Here is a 17,537-nt window from a genome sequence, read left to right as displayed (position 1 = left end):
AAATAATTATAGACAGTGATATTATACCACTGTCTTATTGAATTTCAGTTTTTAAATCGCTTCGAACTTAGTTCAACTTGTCTTTCAATTTCTTTTTCAATATGTTTTTCTGGTGCAAAATCATGTTCCCAGTTGTCAGGCTTAATAACCTTACCGACTTCATTATAGCGAGGCTTCCCGTCAGGGAAAATTTTCCCCATATTTGCCTGATGCACAATGTTAAAGATTTTATCGGGAACAACACCCATTTCAGTAAATCCTCCATTAGCAAAATAAAGGATATCAGTAAAGGCATCTACTTGACCGATTAGTTTGTTTTTAGGATATGCCTTAGTTAATTGTTTTTTATAAGACTTTTGTGCTCGATTGATGAGTTCATTATAAAATTCCTCGAAACGTTCATCATCACCAGCAGTGGCATGTAGCAGCTCAATGACTTCTTCTACAATATATGCAGCACGATTGATTACAAGTTTATCGCTCAAAGGAGTTGGTACATCAGGCGCAGGACAATTGAATGCTTTATGAAACTCTCTCACCTGTTCAAATTGAGTCTTAGGTGTCCGGTTCAAAATAGCATCAGCAGCAACCAACAAACACTTAGCAATCTCTGATGCTGATACAGCAGTATGGTTGGCAACTTTATTCAATGCAACTGCTACTTGTTTCAATTTCTTAGGTCTATACCCCTCAACTTGACCAACATTAAACCAGGCTGTAATACGCTGATCATTTTCACGAGAGAAATAAGTCAAAAGCAACTTATCTCCCTCAATTTGTTTGATGATAGCTTTCTTGTTAATGCCCTTGATGAAGCAAGGTTTATCGATTTCTGGATGAAATGGTTGTTTCATATGTATTTTGTCCCCCTAAAAGCCTTAATTAAAAGGCTTTTTTTATAATGTTTATTTTAATATATTATAAATATTATGCTTCGCAGGATGAGCAAAGTTTATCTTTACTAAATTGTTGAGCCGCATTAGTACTGTGTTGGTAGTAAAGTGTTTTAACTTTATTTTCCCATGCAAATAAATATAGTTCGTTGATTTCCTTGGCTGACATCTTTGGGTTAACTGTAATATTCAAAGATTGACTCTGATCTAAGAATAATTGTCGAGTTGAAGCCTGATCCAAAATGACATACTGGTCAATTTCACTAAATGTTTTGAAAACTTCTTTTTCATTTTGACTTAAGAAGTTGAGATGCTGCACCGAACCATCATTGTCTCGAATGCTATTCCATGTCTCTTTTGTATCTTTGTCATATGTTTTTAAAACTTCTTTTAAATATGGATTTTGAATTGTTACCTTAATTTTAGCAATGTCTTTAACGTAGCAATTAGACCATATTGGCTCAATACTTTGCGAAACTTGACCCAGAATAAATGCAGATGACGTAGTTGGCGCAATAGCCGTGAGCGTTGCGTTTCGTCTGCCGTAGCCTTTCAACACTTCCGGTTCCCCGTAAATTGTCGCCAATTCTCTCGATGCTTCATGAGCTTTCTTCTGAATGAAACTAAAAATATGAGAGTTCAATTTAGATGCTTCTAGGCTCTCAAATGGGATCATTTTTGATTGAAGGTAAGAGTGCCATCCCAATCCCCCAACACCTAACGCACGATTGGCCTTAGCAAAGTTATATGTCTTCTCCATAAAGTTAAACGCCAGGTTATCTTCTCTGTGCTCAGAGTCGCGCATCTTCTCTAGCTTTTCGATAAAGTCAGTCATTACGGCATCCAAGAAGAACACCATTGTTTCAACAGCATCTGTATTTTTCCATTCATCATAATGCAAAATATTCATTGAAGAGAGATTGCAAACAAACGACCAATCCTCATTACTTGGTAAAGCTATTTCACTGCAGAGATTACTTGCATAAATTTTTAGATTTTTATCCTTATAAACATCGACCGTATTTTTATTAACTGTATCTGAGAAGAAAATATATGGGTAGCCAATCTCAACACGCCGCTGAATAACTTTGGCCCACAGAGCACGTTTTTCGCTATCGCCAGAGATCATCTCTTTCATCCACTCATCTGAAACAATTACTCCGTGAGTCAATTCCTGAATGGGATCGCCTTCTGTACCAATCTTTAAAAATTCTTCGATATCGGGGTGGTCAATAGGTAGATACGGAGCAAATCTTCCACGTCTTGTACTTCCTTGGCTAACAATATCCATAGCGGATTCGAACAGTTTCATGAAATGAACAGCACCAGAGGATTCCCCATTGTTTTTAATTGGCGCTCCTCTATGTCGAAGTTCACCAAAATATCCAGAAGTTCCTCCACCAAACTTACTCATCATTCCAACCTCAGATGTGGTGTATAGAATGTCTCCCATATTGTCCGAGAGATAAGATCCGAAGCAGCTAATTGGAAGACCTTTGTCAATTCCAAAATTAGCCCATACAGGAGAAGACAGTGAGTAGTATCCCTTTTCCATATAGTCATAAAATTTATCGGCAAATCCTTCAATGTCGAGAATTTTTTCCGCTGTGTCTGCTATTGTGCAAATTCGCTGCTCTGCAGTAACTCCTTCTGTTAGATAACCTCTCGATAAAAAACTTTTGCTGTTTTCATTTAACCATTTCATTGTGTGAATGTCCTCCAATGCAACCTCTTTTATTTTCATTCCTAAATATGATTTTCTTTCTCCTGTAATAACACGTCTAATACTAGCCCTTATGTGACTTTTGCTAGAAGATCCAGATAACTTATTATTGTAAACATAGTCTACAAGACTTTGTATGGTATTGACTTCCGCCATCTTTTTGTTATCAAATATAACCTCGACAAAGAAATAGTTTCCATACAGAATCTTTAAGTCTTCTATACTATCCGGTAATCCTAGTACCCTGCACCAGTGCTTAACTCCATTGCCACTCATCCCATACTTCTTCCCTGCTTCTTTGAAATTAAGTGTGGCAACATCTTTGATCAATTGTTCTTTATTCATTTCAAGTATTTCAGCACTTCTATCTTTGAGTGGATACTCAATCCCCTCAATCTTCCAAGCTTTTCCGTTATTAACATTTCCAATTGCAGCAGGCGTACATCCATATTTTTCTGCTATTTCATATATATAAAGATCGCTTTTTAAGTCTCTTATTACTTCTGGTATTAAGTCGTAACTTAGAACAGAGCCATACCCCTTAACCCCATCTCCACCTAGTGTCATATTATAGCCACCACCGAGTGTCTTAAAGCACTTTATATAATATGTTTCTTTGCTGTCTAGCTCACTAGGTGGGCACTCTTCAATAACTTCGAACTCGAAATTCTCCTCACCGTACTTCTGGATCGCCTGACTAATTACGGAGTTTTCACGCCCAGAGGTGTGTTCAGTCCAACGTCTTTTTATGTTGCGAGATTGACCAATGTAGGATTTTCCATTTATTTTATTGGTTATTTTATATATGCCAGATATGTAATTACTCATTGCTAAAATAAATCATCGCCTGAAATGCTCTGTGTACGTTTACTGTAGTTAACTGATCGCTTTACAAAGAAGTCCACATGTTTTGTCGAAAGTAACTCTTCATTAAACCAATCGGTTTCTTCTACTAGTTTCTCATTAACTTCAAAGACAGGTTTATATCCAATACTTTTTAAGGAGTTATTGAGACGATTCTTAACAAATTCTTTGACGATTTCTTTTGGTAAAAAACTTAATTCGCCTGATTCGTAAATCCAATCAATGACCATTTCTTCGGAATTGTAAGCTTCAATACATGATTGTACCACTGTCTTCTCTAATTGCTCATTAAACCACTCAGGATTTTCTTTACGAATGATATTGATAAGTTCAATTCCAAACAACCCATGAACCTGCTCTTCTTTGGATGTAGCTTCAATTACATTGGACATTCCTTTGAATATGTTTTTATATTTATTAAAAGACATGATAATCAGGAATTGAGAAAATAGTGATACATGCTCAATAAACAATGAGAATAACAGGACTGAGAGAGCAAAGTCTTTCTCATTGCCTGTACGTGCCAAATGAGCTGCTTTAGTCAAATATTCTACACGATGATTTAGAGCAGGGATTTCCTTGATTTTTTCAAACTCCTCATTCAAACCCAGGATCTCAAGCAGATGCGAGTATGCATCGTGATGACGAACTTCACTCTCTGCAAATGTATGTCCTACAGCACCGACCTCTGGCTTCGGGAGACGGTGATATAAATCTCCCCAGAATGTCTTTACTGCAACTTCAACTTGTGCAATAGCGAGCATTACATTTTTGATTGCGTTTCTCTCACTGTCGCTTACGCTAGATTTAAAATCATGAATGTCTGAAGTGTAATTAAATTCAGTGTGCAGCCAGTAAGAATGTTGGATGGCTTCTTTATATTCAATAAGTTCAGGATATTCATATGGCTTCAAGTTCAAGCGATATTTAAAAATATCTGGTTTTCTTGCTTGCATTCGCTTTTCACGATAGATGATATATGCTTTAGCAGTAGTCTTGTATTCGGATTTCAGTAATACCGTCTCTACTAAATCCTGTACATTTTCAACAGTCAAACCATCATATGTATCATTTTTCATCAACTCTAATACATCTAGAGTCAATCTTTTTGCTTCTACTGCGTCAAACTCTCCTGTTTGAATTCCTGCTCTCTGAATGGCATTTGTAATTTTCTCAGTATTAAATTCAACTGTGGCTCCATTACGTTTAGTGATCAATTTCGGCAACCTAATTCATCATCCTTCTTTTATGTATTTTTATCTATTTAATTACTCTTACAGGTTATACATGAACTCATCATATGTATTACCGTAAGAGTAATTCACGATTCTGATTCCACTGGAATACTTATGAGTCAGATCTTCATTATATGTATTCTTGTAATAAGCGAGCTTAGTATCGATATTTGCTTTCTCATTAATGATGACTTCTGGCTTTTCGAAACCATCCATTTCAATTTTTACTGCAATGTAGTTAGCCCCAAACTCTTTGGCATCTTTAAAAATCTCGATCATTTCACTCATTGTCGGGTTAATATTCATATCGTCCTCCATCATTCCGTTATGCATTTATTTGCTTCTTCCACTTTCTTATCCCAAACTCTAACCAGGCATTACGCCAAGTCTGCTCATCAAGTACATCGTATTCCTTGAATACTTTTGTTCCTAGTTGCTTCTTTAGTGCAGATGTGACGTATCTATCATCATGCAACAATTCTTCTCTATCGGTGCCTACATCTTTCTCAAAACAATTCAGCAACACATCCAATAACTCATACTCAGTCCTCATTTATCAGCCTCCTTACACCACCATACTCTCCAACTTCATAGCCAGGAGGCAAGTCAACGATGTCCCATTGATTTAGAATGTTGTCTAAACGTTGACCCAAACCTTTACAAAAGCAGCCATCGACATCGTACCAATGAACACTTCCACCGAACATTGAATATTCAAGTGTCCCAAGTTGCCCTGTTGTCTTGTTTTTAAGAATTGTTGCGATACTCATCACCACCTTTATATTTATAGAACTTAATTATATTTATTCTATTGATTGGAGTCAAGCTCGTATTTGTTATTATTTATCAAGGACTCATTGTCATTATATTTTTCGTTAACATTTTTCATGTACTCGGTCAACTCGTTAATGTATTCTGTCTGCTTATTGATCAATGTTCTTGCATCAATAAATGCTTCAAACAACTCATCGTATGTTTTATTAGTTCTATGGGTATTAATCAATGTAGAGAGTAATATGACAAACAGTACGATGATGACTCCATACTTTCTCGCGTATCGCATTTAACCCCTCCTACTTTTCTCAATAAAAGGTACATTTCATCAGATTTCTAAAAAGTGTTTACTATAGAATGTATCAAGCCTATCAGAATCAATTTCTTTGATGATATGTCTATCGCCCTGATTATTCTTAGCACGAATCACTCTTTTGAATGTGTACATATCGCGCAAACTTGTTTTGTATCCTTTATACTCTTTGCCTTCACTAAAGGCCAATGTTCCATCGTTCAATACGACATTGTTAATACATAAAAGCTTGATAATTGCCACCTCAATTCTCTTAAATTTGATACTCGTCTTCTTCATCCTGAGAAACTAAAGACTCTAGGTGCTTATCCCAAATATCTATAACATTATCCCAATCACCATTTTTGTTGTGTTCAGTAAAACCGTTTCTTGTGCCTATCATGACGGAAATTGGAGACATTTTGCTTTCTCTAACTGCCATGATCATTGCTAGTTCCTCTTTGTTTAATTCATACATTTATTCGTACTCCTTCTTGTATAAAATGTGCATTTCTTCAATCTTGCTTATTCTCACCATAAAACTTATTCGGAACTTTGCTAGTTCTTTTTGTATATTCAAGCATATTCAAAACTCCCCATATCGTATTCACAAAAGGAATGAAAACTACTAGCACCAGGAACCAGTCAGGTTCCCATCTTTCATGCTTAAGCATCTTCTTATTGCCAACATAGCATAAAAGCGCTGATAGGAAATATCCAACTATTAAACAAATTACTAAGATCATATGTCTCCTTATTCTTTATAAAATTTGACTTTCATGCTTTAATTCTCACTGATTTTTTGTATTTTATAATCAGCCATATCATCAATTCTCTTGTGTGCCCATGCCCTCATGTTTTCTATTTCTTCGACATCATCTGATAAAATTATTCTTGCTATATTACCCATCAACATTTGCTTTTCATTTTCCATTGTTTATTCTCCTGTATTTTTATTGTAAAATGCTGCTATTATCAAACTACTTCAACAGTTCCTCAATTTCATCAATTTCTAATTCAACTTTCTTCTCATCGGATAGCAACTTATCTAGTTTCGCTTCCATTGATTTCAGTTTCTGTTCTTCATTTTTTCGATTAATGTAATCAAGTTTAGCTTGCAAGTCTTCAATCCATTCTGTCACCTTGTATCCACTAATAGTATATTCATCTAATAAGCCAAGATCCGTGGCAGAAATAGCATAGGCATTTAGTTTGATCAACATCTGAATTAATTGTTCTTTGGTTAATACCTGGATATTGTGTCTGACACCATCAAGTTCAATCGAACAGTTTGTAACTGGTGAGAATTTTTTAGACTTGCTAACCATTTTCTTTTTCTCTTCAATTTGTTCTTTCAACTTAAGAATTTTTTGATCGTTTTGATTTGCCATATTAATCTTCATCTCCGTTTTGATATAGTTTTCCATTCACTAGATATTTGTTTCTGAATCTAGGCTTATATCTTTCCCAAATGTCCTCAAGTGAACCAGAGAATAGAGCGACTTTCTTTTGTTCATATCCTCCCCACCTGCTAGGGACTTTTTGATTTTGTTTAATTTGATAAATCCCACTTTCTCTATCAGCACCGCAAACTTCAACATTTCCATTTTCATTATTATCAATATAAACAGAAGTTGAGTAATGCCAATAGTATTTGTCAATTTTCGCCTTAACCTTTTCGCAAAATCTATCTTTGGCGTAATAAACATATTCATCTTTACTACTGTCGTATGGCGAGTAGCATGATTTGTGCTCAAGCATCTCAAACATATCTGCATATCGCTCATGACACTCTCCATTAACACATTCAATGATTTTATCGCCCAATGATTTTAAATTGACAATGTGAAGATCAGGTTTCTTACGGTAGGTTGTGGTTTCTTGTGCGAAGTAATAATGCTTTCCTTTATTTACATTTTCGTAAGAGTTATTGTCACGATTCCATTTCGTTCCCCAATAATCGAATCTGCCCATATATATTAGTTCTTGGTTATCTTTGGTTTTGTAAGTTGCCCCAAGTACAAGTTCTTTTGACTTAATGTATTTTTTCTCATGTAAGATTTTATTGAATGAGTTGATTTCTTGATAATCAGGGGAGTCAGTTGGAATTAAAACAAGCTCTTTTCCATCCCATCCATATACAAACTCACCTTCAAGCCCTTTGCCTTTGATTGAGTTTGCGTTTTCCAGGATATACAGCAGATTCTCAATGGTGATTTCAAACTCAAATCCTCTTGGGTCATACACTCGCACATATGCCTGACGATGATTCCAGTCAGAAACATAGTCCCCTACCTTTTTATTTAGTACAAAGCCCGATAATGGCTCATTATCATAATCAATTGGTTCGATTTTTTCATCCCGCCAACCTTGCCATGATGCTTCTTTCCTCAGTTTATTCTTGTGATCGTAATAGATTACATAGGCAAGTTTTTTGGTATATGTATTTTCTCGATTTTGGAATCCCACTTTAATTTTCTGTGGGATGAATATATTGGACTTTATTTTTCATCATCCTTCCTAATGAAATACGCCTTTCATTGGGCATCTACCATTCTCCGGTTTCGTGATAATCGTCAATGCATGGCTGACAAAACACCTGATCCTCATCTTCTGATGTGTACGGAGCTTTTTGATTTACATCTCTTGTCTTCAAGCAGTGATCACAGATGAATTTACGTTCGTTTTTCTTTCTTGCTAAATACTCTTCTTTATGTTGTTCTATGTATTCCATCGTTTTCTTTAAACTCATCTCTCCACCTCCATTTCCTATGAAATCTCACATTTATTAAAATTACTCATCTGCATATAAAAACGATGCTGGCAATCGTGGTTCAACAATATTAAATAAATCCTCAATAAACTCATATGCATTTTCTATTACATGGTCACTTTGAGCAACATATTCGTCACATTTAATTCCGTTATCAATCATGAACTTAACTACTCTATCAAATAGCTGTTTTTCGAGATCCATTCTTACCTCAACCTTTCCCTATGACATACAATATTAGATTTCTAAAGAACTAATTGTCTCAATAACATCAATGTAGATTGCAATTTCTACATCAATATCTGCTACATCCTTGAATACAACACTAGAGTGTTTGGCTACATCCTTGTCTTCAAGGGTTGATAAAGTTAACTTTCTCTTTTCTTCCAATTCAGCTATTCGAGCTTCATACTTTTCGATGGCTTCGTATTTATCCATTAAGCACCTACTTCGTGAAGAAAGGTTTCAATTTCTAAAATTAGTGATTTAGTTTCTTCAATTGCATCTGCATTGAAACTCATGTCTCCCTCAATTGCATCAAGCCACTCCTGTAAATCTTCTTTTGCCTGTGTCAAAAGTCTAAATGTTTCTTTCATCTGATCAAGAATCCCCATATTCATAACTCCTCTTCTCGATAAAATATTTTGTATTTCAGTATCTGACAATTGGTTTCTTATATGTATCTTTTGTTTCTAGTACATAGTAACCACGATATTCTTCAGCAATCGCCCGCTGTTTCATGTTTTCGTAATAGTCGATCATCTCATTAATGTGTGCTCTTTGCTCACGTAGTTTCTGCAACTTCTCATTGATTTCGTTTTGAGATAGCAACATCTATCATTCCCTCCTTTCTTAATGAAACTAGTATTTCATCATCTTTATAACTGTCTTAAAATTTTGCTTTTCATATTACTGATTACCTTCCCGAGTCTTTGCTTATCTAATCTCGATTTCTGAAGTTCTATAGATATAGTATTACAGTCATCCAACAAGTCATTAAAAGCTTCTCTATTTTCCTCTAAAGATAATTCATATGATAGTAAATCACTCTCTGCTCTTATATGTTCTCTTTCAGACTCTTTAACTAACTCTCTGATCGACTCCGCAGCATCATACCCAAGTCTTTCTTGGATCAACTGTGCCAAGTCATAGTTATCAGATATTATTTCATTTCCACCTTCAGGAAGTCGAATTATCTTCATATATTTACCTCTTTAGTAATTTGTAATCATTAGTTCACCAAATTTACCTCTACCACTTGCGTCCTTAGACATACTGTACTGCACATCGACTTCATGAATATTGAAATCCTTCATTAAATCTCTGGTATATGTATTATCATTAATTGTAAGCAAAAATTTGCCTTTGACATTCTTTAGTTGTTGCCGTAGTTCTTCAAAATCGATATTCTTACCATCTTTGTAGCTACCGTTGTTTGTCTCATAATACGGGGGGTCAAAAAAGAAGAAAGAATCTGGTTTATCAAACTTGTTGATAATTTCGCTATAATTGAGATTCTCAATCCATACTGTTTTTAAGCGCTCATGAGCTTTCTTTAAAAGTTTTATAGCAGACTCATTTAAGTAAGGAGCATCACGATAATATGAATTAAATGATGTCATATCACCACCAAAACTATTTTTATTTATATAGTAAAATTTATAAGCCGCCATTACATCATTCATATTATTATCTTCACAGTTTTTCAGATACTCAAATTCATCTCTACTTACCAAATATGTATTGAACTTCTCGATGAAATCATTATAGTTATTCTTTAATACACTATAGAAATTGATTAAATTTTTATCGATATCATTAACAACTTCCACTTTGCTTTTATCTTTTCCAAATAACACCCATAGCCCTCCAGCAAAAGGCTCTATATAACAATGGTGTTCGGGAATCATTTTGATAATTTCTTTCCTCAAGTTTCTCTTGCCTCCACGCCATTTAATTGGACTATTCAATAATTAATATCTCCTTTCTTTATAAAACAGTTCTTTTATAGTGATTTATCTTAAATCAATAAACTTGCCCCACTCTTGAACATGCTCAAGTGCTTCAACATTATTATCTCCATATGCAATCAATACTGATGGAGCACCAGCATTAGCTCTAGCTTTTTCTCCATCTACATGATGGAAAAATAATCTCCCTCTGAAGAACAGTAGCGCATCCGCTTTCTCCCATACATGTTCAAAGAACATCTTGGTTTCTGTTCTAGCAAAAATTAAAGCAATCCCATTGCCATGCTTACTTAGTTTATCGAGCCATGTTGCTGCTTCTGTCCCATAGGGAGGGTTCATCCAAACCCTACCAAACCATTCTTGTTTGAGCCCATCATCTTCTATGGTGTAATGTTTCTTCGCCGTATTCCATGGCCTATAAATTGGTGAACATGGATCTAAATCGAATTCCCCTAGACTTTTAATAATGCTGGGTGGGGTCAGCCATTCATCTTTCATCATTCTGGCCGACTGATGTCCTCCCATTCCGGTAACTCTTCCAGTCAATATATCAATCCTTCACTATGTATTTTGATACACATTATCAATTCTCTTATTTGCTATTTCTATGTATTTTGATTCTGTTTCAAATCCAATAAATCTGCGATTATTCTTTAGTGCGGCTACAGCAGTAGTTCCAGATCCTATACAATTATCAAGAACAATGTCGCCTTCATTTGTGTATGTTTTTATTAAATATTCAAACAACGCAACAGGCTTTTGAGTTGGATGAAATGCTTCTTTTTGTTTATCGGTAGAAAAAACTTGGACGCTTCTTGGATAGCGTTCTGTGCTTCCTCCTCCACTAATTCCAGCTTTTGTCTTACCATAGTTACTACCGTCATCTTGATGTTTAGTGTAAGAGTGAACCGGAGAGTGACCTGTTGTCTTCTGAGGGTTATATACAGGCAAATTCTTATAGAACACTAAAATATTTTCATGTGCCTTCATTGGCATTTTCTTGGCATTTAGGTGTCCAGTTGCTGTTGTCTTCTCCCATATCCATTCATACCTAAGCATCTTCAAATTACTGCAACCAAGTATCTTATCAAACGGGGTTTGAGCAGTTAATACAATGGCTCCATTATCTTTGATAATTCTATTGTATTGCTTCCATAATGACTCTAAATTTATTACAGAATCCCATTTGTTCTGAGTTGTTCCATAGGGTAAGTCGCATAGTATCATATCTATTGACCTATCTGGTATTAGTTTCATACCTTCTAGGCAGTCCATTTGATAAATCTGATTAATGTTTAGTTTTATTCTTTATCACCACACTTGGATCTTGATAAAAACTCAATTTTATTATGATTCTTCATTCAAAAAATCCTTTATCCATAAGGGTTTTTCATCATCAACTTCTCCACTCAGAACCCTTTCAAATTCAACATCTTCATCACTGCCAACGGTTGGCCCAAAATATGTATTATTGTCTTCCATAATCAAAATGTGTTACATCCCTTATGATATTTCTTTCCTCTGTACTTGTATCGGGCAATAAACGTCTTAACAATGATCAGGGTTTCACTCACTTTCTCCAATACCAAAACTCCATACTTTGTTTTCCAGCACAATTTACCTTCAATTTTTGGAAGTGTTCGGATCTCTCGTTTGAGAGACCCAATATTAACTTTACTTTCTCCAACTCTTTGAAGAGCATGTTCGGTAAATTTAAATCTCATATGTATCACCGATGACCGAGCGTTGCTCTGCGATGTTTCGAGTGCTTAGTCAACACTTGCCCTTGCTTTCTTTGAGTTAGAACAGGGTATACATTTAGAAACTTAAGTCCATTTGCTTTAGCATACTCTTCAGCAGCGATCTCGGTATCAAGTCGTGTTTCTGCATTCTCAAATCCTTTTACAACATTGGTACCTTTTTCATTTGCTAGGATTGCGTAAAATTTATACATTTATCATTTCTCCTTAATTTGTATTGTTTATGTTTATTTAAATAACAACTTTGTAATCTTCAATGAACAGTTGATTAGTCTTAACTATCTTGAATCTGGGCTTATATACTTTCCATTCATTAACGTTTAGTGTACCAATTGCTTCAATCTCACTAAACACAGGGACATTATTATAAAAATCTTCATCTGTCTTGAACTTCATAAGATGAATTTTATCGCAGATAATTTTGACTGTGTTTTTCATTTTGCTCATCAACTTTTTGTCTTCAACAAACAAGCCCTTAATGCGAAAGTTACCTGATTCAAATTCTCTACCACTAACTCTATAGAAATTGGTTATCGAATTAATCAGTTTCTCATTTACGTCATCTATATCAAACTCAAGGTCATAATAAAGAGTGTCATCGGGTTCAAACTCCCACAACTGTTTATTCAATTCTCGCTTCAGTAATTCAAAGTTCTGCATTAATAATTGAATACCACCAGCAGAATCATGCCCTGCCGCATAAAGAACATTTTCACACTTCTGTAGTAACTCAAGCATAGAGAAGCCATCTAAGCCACGAAAACTTCCTGCCCAAACATCTTCGTTATCGCCTTGACCCAATACTATAGCTGGTTTGTTAAAAGTCTTGGACAACTCTTGTGCAACCAACCCATTCATCCCACGACCCAATGTCGGATCAAAAATCATTACAGCTTTATCTCTATTATTTACAATAGGCTTCCAGACCTCTAATGCTTCCGCTTGAATCTTTTTACGATATTCATTTGCTTCAACTAGTTGTTTGACTAATGAAGATGTAGTCGGGGATTCTTGATTAGACATAAGGAGATCTATAGCTAATTTAATATTATCTAATCTTGTTGCAGCTGTAATTGCTGGTGACACCCCATAAACAAAATCTGTTGAGGTTAAATTATTTATGTCCTTATTCATCGCTTCAAATAGCGCTTTTAAACCAAAGTGTTTCAAATTCACCAATGAGTGTCTGGCATAATACCTGTTCTCCATCTCTCTCATTGACATCATATCTGCCATTAGTGCGAACCCAGGTAGATCGCTGAAGTCTTCGGCATAGTTCGTATTCATGTAATCATCTAAGACCTGACATACCTTATAAACCAGCAATCCCCCACAGGCATTCTTATTTGGATATCTACAACCTTCCTGTTGAGGATTAACCAAAACAGCATATGGATTGTCAGTTGTAACGGTATGGTGATCGATTACCAAACATTCAATTCCCTTAGACGATAAGAGTTTCATTTCCTCAACATCATTGCTACTGCTATCTACTGCTATGTATAAGTCTGTGTCTTCAGGTATTTCATTGATGATATGCTGCGTACCATGTCCAGTGCTTCTCTCAACGTACTCTAATTCTACATTTTCGCTGAAGTTGAGCAGATATTTATAAAGAATAATTCCAGAAATCAATCCATCTGCATCACAATCGCCAAATACGAATATCTTCAGGTTGTTTTTGATTGCTCTAATGATTCGTTCTACCAGTGAATCCATATTTTTGAGTAGATATGGACTATGGATAGCCGTCTCATCTGGATCAAGGAATGCATCGATATCCTCAATTCCATTAATCTTGGCTAACTTCTCATGCAGCGTGTCATATTCGCTATACGGTATCTTAGGAATTCTTTGTTTCCATTGAGATATGTCCACTCACCACCTTGTATATTTTTATGAAATACGAATTTTATAATGATTTGGAAACTCAAACTTTTCATATGTATTAATGGACTTCATAAACTTGTGTGTCAAAGCCTTATTTTCTTTACCTGTTTTCTTATTGATAACTTGAATATTGGCTTTACGCATATTAATTGAGTCCTCCTAGTAAAAGTTGATGAAATCGAAGTTTTATCAGTTAGTAAAGTTTATGACTTTCAGTTTCTAACCTATATCCATACTTTATAAAGATCGGCTCTACTTTAGAAATAATTTCTTCTCTTATTTGTAAATTCTTTAGATCTTCTTCTAAGTTATAGTACCTTTCATATCTGTCATTAATCTCTTTTAGCTGTCCATAATATTTCTCTAAAGCCTTTTCCATTAGGCCAGTCAACTTTTTGAACTGGATGATGCTCAAGGCAAGTTCTTTTGCACAATAGTATAGCTTTTTAACTATATGGGTATTTCGTTTCTTGTGATAATTGATTATGTATCTCATGGGATTACTCTTAGCTGCTTTCATGTCAGATATTTTTTCTTTCACAAATTCTAGTTCTTCGTGCTTTTCGTTTTCTTGTCTCTTGTAATACTGTTCAATTTCTTCTTTCGTTCTCATATTTCGTTTACCATAGTAACGTTCAAAGATATTAAATTGCATCACTTCATTGTCATTGTGATAAACCGCAAATATTGAAGGATAACACATTCGGTCACGAACTTTAATCGAAATCTTTTCGTCTTGTAATGTTGATTTAAAAAACTCGTTTACAAGCGAACATAAGAAGGTTTGAAACTCGTGAACATTCATTTTTCTTTCTCCGTCTTCGTAAACGCTCATAATGTCAAACAAAACATCTTTACGGTTCAGAGTCTCTGAAGCCTTGTCGAATAAAAGTTCTGGGTTAAAAGTAGAATCTACGAGAAATTCTCTCTGCTTATTGAGTCTGATGATGTTTAAGTCTATTCGTTCAATAAAGTCTTTAAATTCCCTCACACTCAACCTCCTTTTCTTAATGAAAGTATGTTTTTATTCAAAGAAATCTCTCAAATCTGTAATAGCGCCTCTGCTACTATCTAGCAGTCCTTCAATTTCGTCTTTTATTTCATCGCTATCTGGAACACTTTCAAAAATTTCGTTCCAGTCATATAATTGAAGATCAATAATAAACTTTTCTAGTTTGTTAACTACTGCTTTTGCTTCACTAATATTCATCGGTGCTCTCCTTTTCTTTATAAAACTCTTCTTTTATCCGTATATACCTTCTACATTCCCTGTGATAAGAACATCACCGTTCTTAAGCCAACCAACAGCAAGAGTGGCTGGGCCATCAATAATTTTTCCCTTTCGATCAACCAGATTCAATTTAACCTTTTGACTCATTAACTCATCTAACAAACCCAGTTTTTTGTAAGTTTCGACTTCAGTCAATATATCTTCGTAAAGTTCCTTAAATGTAATTCCTTCGTTATTGTCTTTATTCGTCATAGCAATTTCGTAGGTTTGTACTTCACTCATTCAGCATCACTCCTTTTCTTAATCAAATTCAAATTTTATGAAAACACATTTTCAATATTTCCGGTAATGAGAACACCTTCACTTTCTAACCAGCCAACGGCAAGCGTGGCTGGACCTTCAACTACTATTCCATTTGCGTCAACCAAACTTAATCGAATAGTTTGATTCATTAATTCATCTAGCATACCTAGATTTTTATATGTATCAATCTCGGTTAGTATATCTTCATACAACTCTTTAAATGTAATTCCTTGATTATTGTTTTTATCCGTCAATATGATCTCATGGGTCTGCGTTTTACTCATATAGATTCATCTCTCCTTTTTAAAAGATAGAGAGGCGTTGGCTTTGTCTGATCAGTGATTGGCCTCTCATAAATATACGCTATGTATTATTTTTATTTATAAAGTGTTGTCTTACATAACATCAGCGCTGAATAATTTTCCTTGCCTATATCGTCTATGACATACATTTCACCATTTGAAAAGAATCCTTGTGCCGTATAATACCGCTTAATTTCGTATAGCTTACCCTCGGTTAAATTACACCCCCTGAACTTTACTTTATCTACCCTCAGAAATCTGGCTTCATCCTTGTCCTCCGTCTCTGTTAATGGTAAGTTATCTGTAAGTTGATCAGACAATCGACTCATCCCCTTCTATCTGATATTTTAATTATATTTATGTTATTGAATAATGTCAAGCGTAATTGTTTCAATATTTGGTGATTTGGTTAAATTATTTAATTCTGGATAAAAACTAGATTTTATTTAGGCTGGTACCTGTGCATCCCTACTTCATTTAGACGGTTCCATGCATCGATACCTCGATCTACTGGTGATTGCTTATCAGTAAACAAATCTTCATTATCATAAAGATAGTATGTCAGTCTGTTCTTCATGGGTTTGATTTGGTTTATGACAAAATCTCTGTCTTTGCCCTTATCCCATGCAAAAACATAGTCAATATCGATCCCTAACCCCTTAAGTATCATTACCTGTACAGGTGAAAGTCTGTCCCCCTCTATAGAAACAGAGTTTTTAATTCCCCAAGACCATAGTTGCATGCATGACTTTGCACCCTCTAATATGTATACCTTTTTTGATTTTTTTATATGTGGCAAAGCACGATGAAGATTAAACAGTTCAATGGTCTTGCTACATGGATAAATGTAGTTGTACTTTTTATCTTTGTTGATTTCAGGATCATTACCACAATAACGTCCTTTTATTCCTATTAGTTCTCCATTAACATTATGCACGGGGATAGTAACTCTTTGAGTTGGTATGTGATATCCTATGCCAAACTCTATTTGCGTTTTCACATCAATGCCCTCATTAACCCAACCTTCCCAAGGTCCTGCAATGAATTCATTAAGAATCTGTTGATCAAGAATCGGATTTTTAGTAATTTCATAATTCATGGGTCGCTGCTTTTGAACATCTCTCAGCCACCAATTCCAATCCTTTTTTGGTTTTTCTGTGATAAAATCATTGTTTGTATATTCATATCCTAATAAATTGCATATATGAGTTTTAATTTGATAAAGTTTACTTCTAACTTCATCAAAACTCCTGCAGTCATACAAAATATAACCCACTAGACTATATATGTCTCCACTAATACCTTCACCGACCAATTCTGTATGCAATGTTGGTGTATGGTATATTTGTATTCCCCTATTGTTCTTAGAGCCTGGTAGACGAGCTGTCACCAAATCGTCTCCAATACGTCCAGTGTTGAACTTGATATTATCACAATCTAATCCCTCTAATAGTAAACCAATTGTTCCCTCGTTATATATACGCTCTTTTAGTTGCTTTAGTGAGTCGGACATTTGCCTCCTCTCCT

The 17,537-nt window shown here is 35.1% G+C and carries 30 protein-coding genes; all 30 read right to left on the bottom strand.

Features of this window, described 5'->3' with window-relative positions:
• Positions 1-44: 44 nt before the first annotated feature.
• The 30 genes from AC0VZ8_RS13855 to AC0VZ8_RS13710 all read right to left on the bottom strand — a co-directional run bounded on the left by AC0VZ8_RS13855 (position 45) and on the right by AC0VZ8_RS13710 (position 17,523).
• Complete coding sequence (locus tag AC0VZ8_RS13855; RefSeq protein WP_475487236.1) at positions 45-854, bottom strand: pyrophosphohydrolase domain-containing protein; 810 nt, start codon at positions 852-854, stop codon at positions 45-47.
• A 73-nt stretch (positions 855-927) separates the two neighbouring features.
• Entirely contained in the window at positions 928-3,444 is a 2,517-nt protein-coding gene (locus AC0VZ8_RS13850) for a ribonucleoside-diphosphate reductase subunit alpha (RefSeq protein ID WP_475487235.1), read from the bottom strand.
• Positions 3,445-3,446: 2 nt separating this feature from the next.
• A complete protein-coding gene (locus AC0VZ8_RS13845) occupies positions 3,447-4,706 on the bottom strand; it encodes a ribonucleotide-diphosphate reductase subunit beta (protein ID WP_475487234.1) in 1,260 nt (419 codons plus the stop codon).
• 48 nt (positions 4,707-4,754) lie between these two features.
• A complete protein-coding gene (locus AC0VZ8_RS13840) occupies positions 4,755-5,021 on the bottom strand; it encodes a hypothetical protein (protein WP_475487233.1) in 267 nt (88 codons plus the stop codon).
• Between the two features lie 19 nt (positions 5,022-5,040).
• Positions 5,041-5,268 carry a hypothetical protein gene (locus tag AC0VZ8_RS13835; RefSeq protein WP_475487232.1) on the bottom strand — a complete coding sequence of 76 codons (228 nt, stop codon included), beginning with the start codon at positions 5,266-5,268 and terminating at the stop codon, positions 5,041-5,043.
• Complete coding sequence (locus AC0VZ8_RS13830; RefSeq protein ID WP_475487231.1) at positions 5,258-5,485, bottom strand: hypothetical protein; 228 nt, start codon at positions 5,483-5,485, stop codon at positions 5,258-5,260. The genes AC0VZ8_RS13835 and AC0VZ8_RS13830 overlap by 11 nt, the downstream gene beginning before the upstream one ends.
• 332 nt (positions 5,486-5,817) lie before the next feature.
• Positions 5,818-6,045, bottom strand: a complete 228-nt coding sequence (locus AC0VZ8_RS13825; RefSeq protein WP_475487230.1) for a hypothetical protein — start codon at positions 6,043-6,045, stop codon at positions 5,818-5,820.
• Between the two features lie 10 nt (positions 6,046-6,055).
• The gene (locus AC0VZ8_RS13820) at positions 6,056-6,259 is read right to left on the bottom strand and encodes a hypothetical protein (RefSeq protein ID WP_475487229.1); all 204 of its coding nucleotides are present in this window, start codon (positions 6,257-6,259) and stop codon (positions 6,056-6,058) included.
• A gap of 306 nt (positions 6,260-6,565) precedes the next feature.
• Positions 6,566-6,715 carry a hypothetical protein gene (locus tag AC0VZ8_RS13815; RefSeq protein ID WP_475487228.1) on the bottom strand — a complete coding sequence of 50 codons (150 nt, stop codon included), beginning with the start codon at positions 6,713-6,715 and terminating at the stop codon, positions 6,566-6,568.
• Between the two features lie 46 nt (positions 6,716-6,761).
• On the bottom strand, positions 6,762-7,172 hold the full coding sequence (locus AC0VZ8_RS13810; RefSeq protein ID WP_475487227.1) for a hypothetical protein: 411 nt from the start codon (positions 7,170-7,172) through the stop codon (positions 6,762-6,764).
• Position 7,173: 1 nt separating this feature from the next.
• Positions 7,174-8,250 (bottom strand): hypothetical protein, encoded by a 1,077-nt coding sequence (locus tag AC0VZ8_RS13805; RefSeq protein WP_475487226.1) that lies wholly within the window; start codon positions 8,248-8,250, stop codon positions 7,174-7,176.
• 79 nt (positions 8,251-8,329) lie between these two features.
• Positions 8,330-8,533: a hypothetical protein gene (locus AC0VZ8_RS13800; protein ID WP_475487225.1), complete on the bottom strand. Its 204-nt coding sequence runs from the start codon at positions 8,531-8,533 to the stop codon at positions 8,330-8,332.
• 42 nt (positions 8,534-8,575) lie between these two features.
• Positions 8,576-8,758, bottom strand: coding sequence for a hypothetical protein (locus AC0VZ8_RS13795; protein WP_475487224.1), 183 nt, complete (start codon positions 8,756-8,758; stop codon positions 8,576-8,578).
• Between the two features lie 33 nt (positions 8,759-8,791).
• The gene (locus AC0VZ8_RS13790; RefSeq protein WP_475487223.1) at positions 8,792-8,992 is read right to left on the bottom strand and encodes a hypothetical protein; all 201 of its coding nucleotides are present in this window, start codon (positions 8,990-8,992) and stop codon (positions 8,792-8,794) included.
• Positions 8,992-9,168: a hypothetical protein gene (locus AC0VZ8_RS13785; RefSeq protein ID WP_475487222.1), complete on the bottom strand. Its 177-nt coding sequence runs from the start codon at positions 9,166-9,168 to the stop codon at positions 8,992-8,994. Before AC0VZ8_RS13785 ends, AC0VZ8_RS13790 begins: the two co-directional genes overlap by 1 nt.
• Positions 9,169-9,205: 37 nt before the next feature.
• Positions 9,206-9,388: a hypothetical protein gene (locus tag AC0VZ8_RS13780; RefSeq protein WP_475487221.1), complete on the bottom strand. Its 183-nt coding sequence runs from the start codon at positions 9,386-9,388 to the stop codon at positions 9,206-9,208.
• Between the two features lie 44 nt (positions 9,389-9,432).
• Positions 9,433-9,756, bottom strand: a complete 324-nt coding sequence (locus AC0VZ8_RS13775) for a hypothetical protein (RefSeq protein ID WP_475487220.1) — start codon at positions 9,754-9,756, stop codon at positions 9,433-9,435.
• Between the two features lie 12 nt (positions 9,757-9,768).
• A complete protein-coding gene (locus tag AC0VZ8_RS13770; RefSeq protein WP_475487219.1) occupies positions 9,769-10,524 on the bottom strand; it encodes a DNA adenine methylase in 756 nt (251 codons plus the stop codon).
• Between the two features lie 45 nt (positions 10,525-10,569).
• The gene (locus AC0VZ8_RS13765) at positions 10,570-11,049 is read right to left on the bottom strand and encodes a DNA N-6-adenine-methyltransferase (RefSeq protein WP_475487218.1); all 480 of its coding nucleotides are present in this window, start codon (positions 11,047-11,049) and stop codon (positions 10,570-10,572) included.
• 36 nt (positions 11,050-11,085) lie between these two features.
• Positions 11,086-11,781 carry a DNA-methyltransferase gene (locus AC0VZ8_RS13760; protein ID WP_475487217.1) on the bottom strand — a complete coding sequence of 232 codons (696 nt, stop codon included), beginning with the start codon at positions 11,779-11,781 and terminating at the stop codon, positions 11,086-11,088.
• A gap of 90 nt (positions 11,782-11,871) precedes the next feature.
• A complete protein-coding gene (locus tag AC0VZ8_RS13755) occupies positions 11,872-12,012 on the bottom strand; it encodes a hypothetical protein (RefSeq protein ID WP_431785913.1) in 141 nt (46 codons plus the stop codon).
• A gap of 241 nt (positions 12,013-12,253) precedes the next feature.
• The gene (locus AC0VZ8_RS13750; protein ID WP_431785912.1) at positions 12,254-12,478 is read right to left on the bottom strand and encodes a hypothetical protein; all 225 of its coding nucleotides are present in this window, start codon (positions 12,476-12,478) and stop codon (positions 12,254-12,256) included.
• A 37-nt stretch (positions 12,479-12,515) separates the two neighbouring features.
• Positions 12,516-14,162 (bottom strand): DHH family phosphoesterase, encoded by a 1,647-nt coding sequence (locus AC0VZ8_RS13745; RefSeq protein ID WP_431785911.1) that lies wholly within the window; start codon positions 14,160-14,162, stop codon positions 12,516-12,518.
• Between the two features lie 18 nt (positions 14,163-14,180).
• Positions 14,181-14,318 (bottom strand): hypothetical protein, encoded by a 138-nt coding sequence (locus tag AC0VZ8_RS13740; protein WP_431785910.1) that lies wholly within the window; start codon positions 14,316-14,318, stop codon positions 14,181-14,183.
• Positions 14,319-14,367: 49 nt separating this feature from the next.
• Positions 14,368-15,165, bottom strand: a complete 798-nt coding sequence (locus AC0VZ8_RS13735) for a hypothetical protein (protein ID WP_475487216.1) — start codon at positions 15,163-15,165, stop codon at positions 14,368-14,370.
• A gap of 33 nt (positions 15,166-15,198) precedes the next feature.
• Positions 15,199-15,384, bottom strand: coding sequence for a hypothetical protein (locus AC0VZ8_RS13730; protein ID WP_475487215.1), 186 nt, complete (start codon positions 15,382-15,384; stop codon positions 15,199-15,201).
• Between the two features lie 33 nt (positions 15,385-15,417).
• Positions 15,418-15,687 (bottom strand): hypothetical protein, encoded by a 270-nt coding sequence (locus AC0VZ8_RS13725; RefSeq protein ID WP_475487214.1) that lies wholly within the window; start codon positions 15,685-15,687, stop codon positions 15,418-15,420.
• Positions 15,688-15,722: 35 nt separating this feature from the next.
• On the bottom strand, positions 15,723-15,992 hold the full coding sequence (locus AC0VZ8_RS13720; RefSeq protein ID WP_431785906.1) for a hypothetical protein: 270 nt from the start codon (positions 15,990-15,992) through the stop codon (positions 15,723-15,725).
• A 92-nt stretch (positions 15,993-16,084) separates the two neighbouring features.
• Positions 16,085-16,330, bottom strand: a complete 246-nt coding sequence (locus AC0VZ8_RS13715) for a hypothetical protein (protein WP_431785905.1) — start codon at positions 16,328-16,330, stop codon at positions 16,085-16,087.
• A 122-nt stretch (positions 16,331-16,452) separates the two neighbouring features.
• The gene (locus AC0VZ8_RS13710) at positions 16,453-17,523 is read right to left on the bottom strand and encodes a DNA primase (RefSeq protein ID WP_475487213.1); all 1,071 of its coding nucleotides are present in this window, start codon (positions 17,521-17,523) and stop codon (positions 16,453-16,455) included.
• Positions 17,524-17,537: the final 14 nt, after the last annotated feature.

The sequence above is a fragment of the Paenibacillus sp. QJM3NY_38 genome (assembly GCF_056173265.1).
The sequence above is the reverse complement of the archived record's forward strand: the minus strand, read 5'-3'. Positions and strand labels throughout refer to the sequence as shown.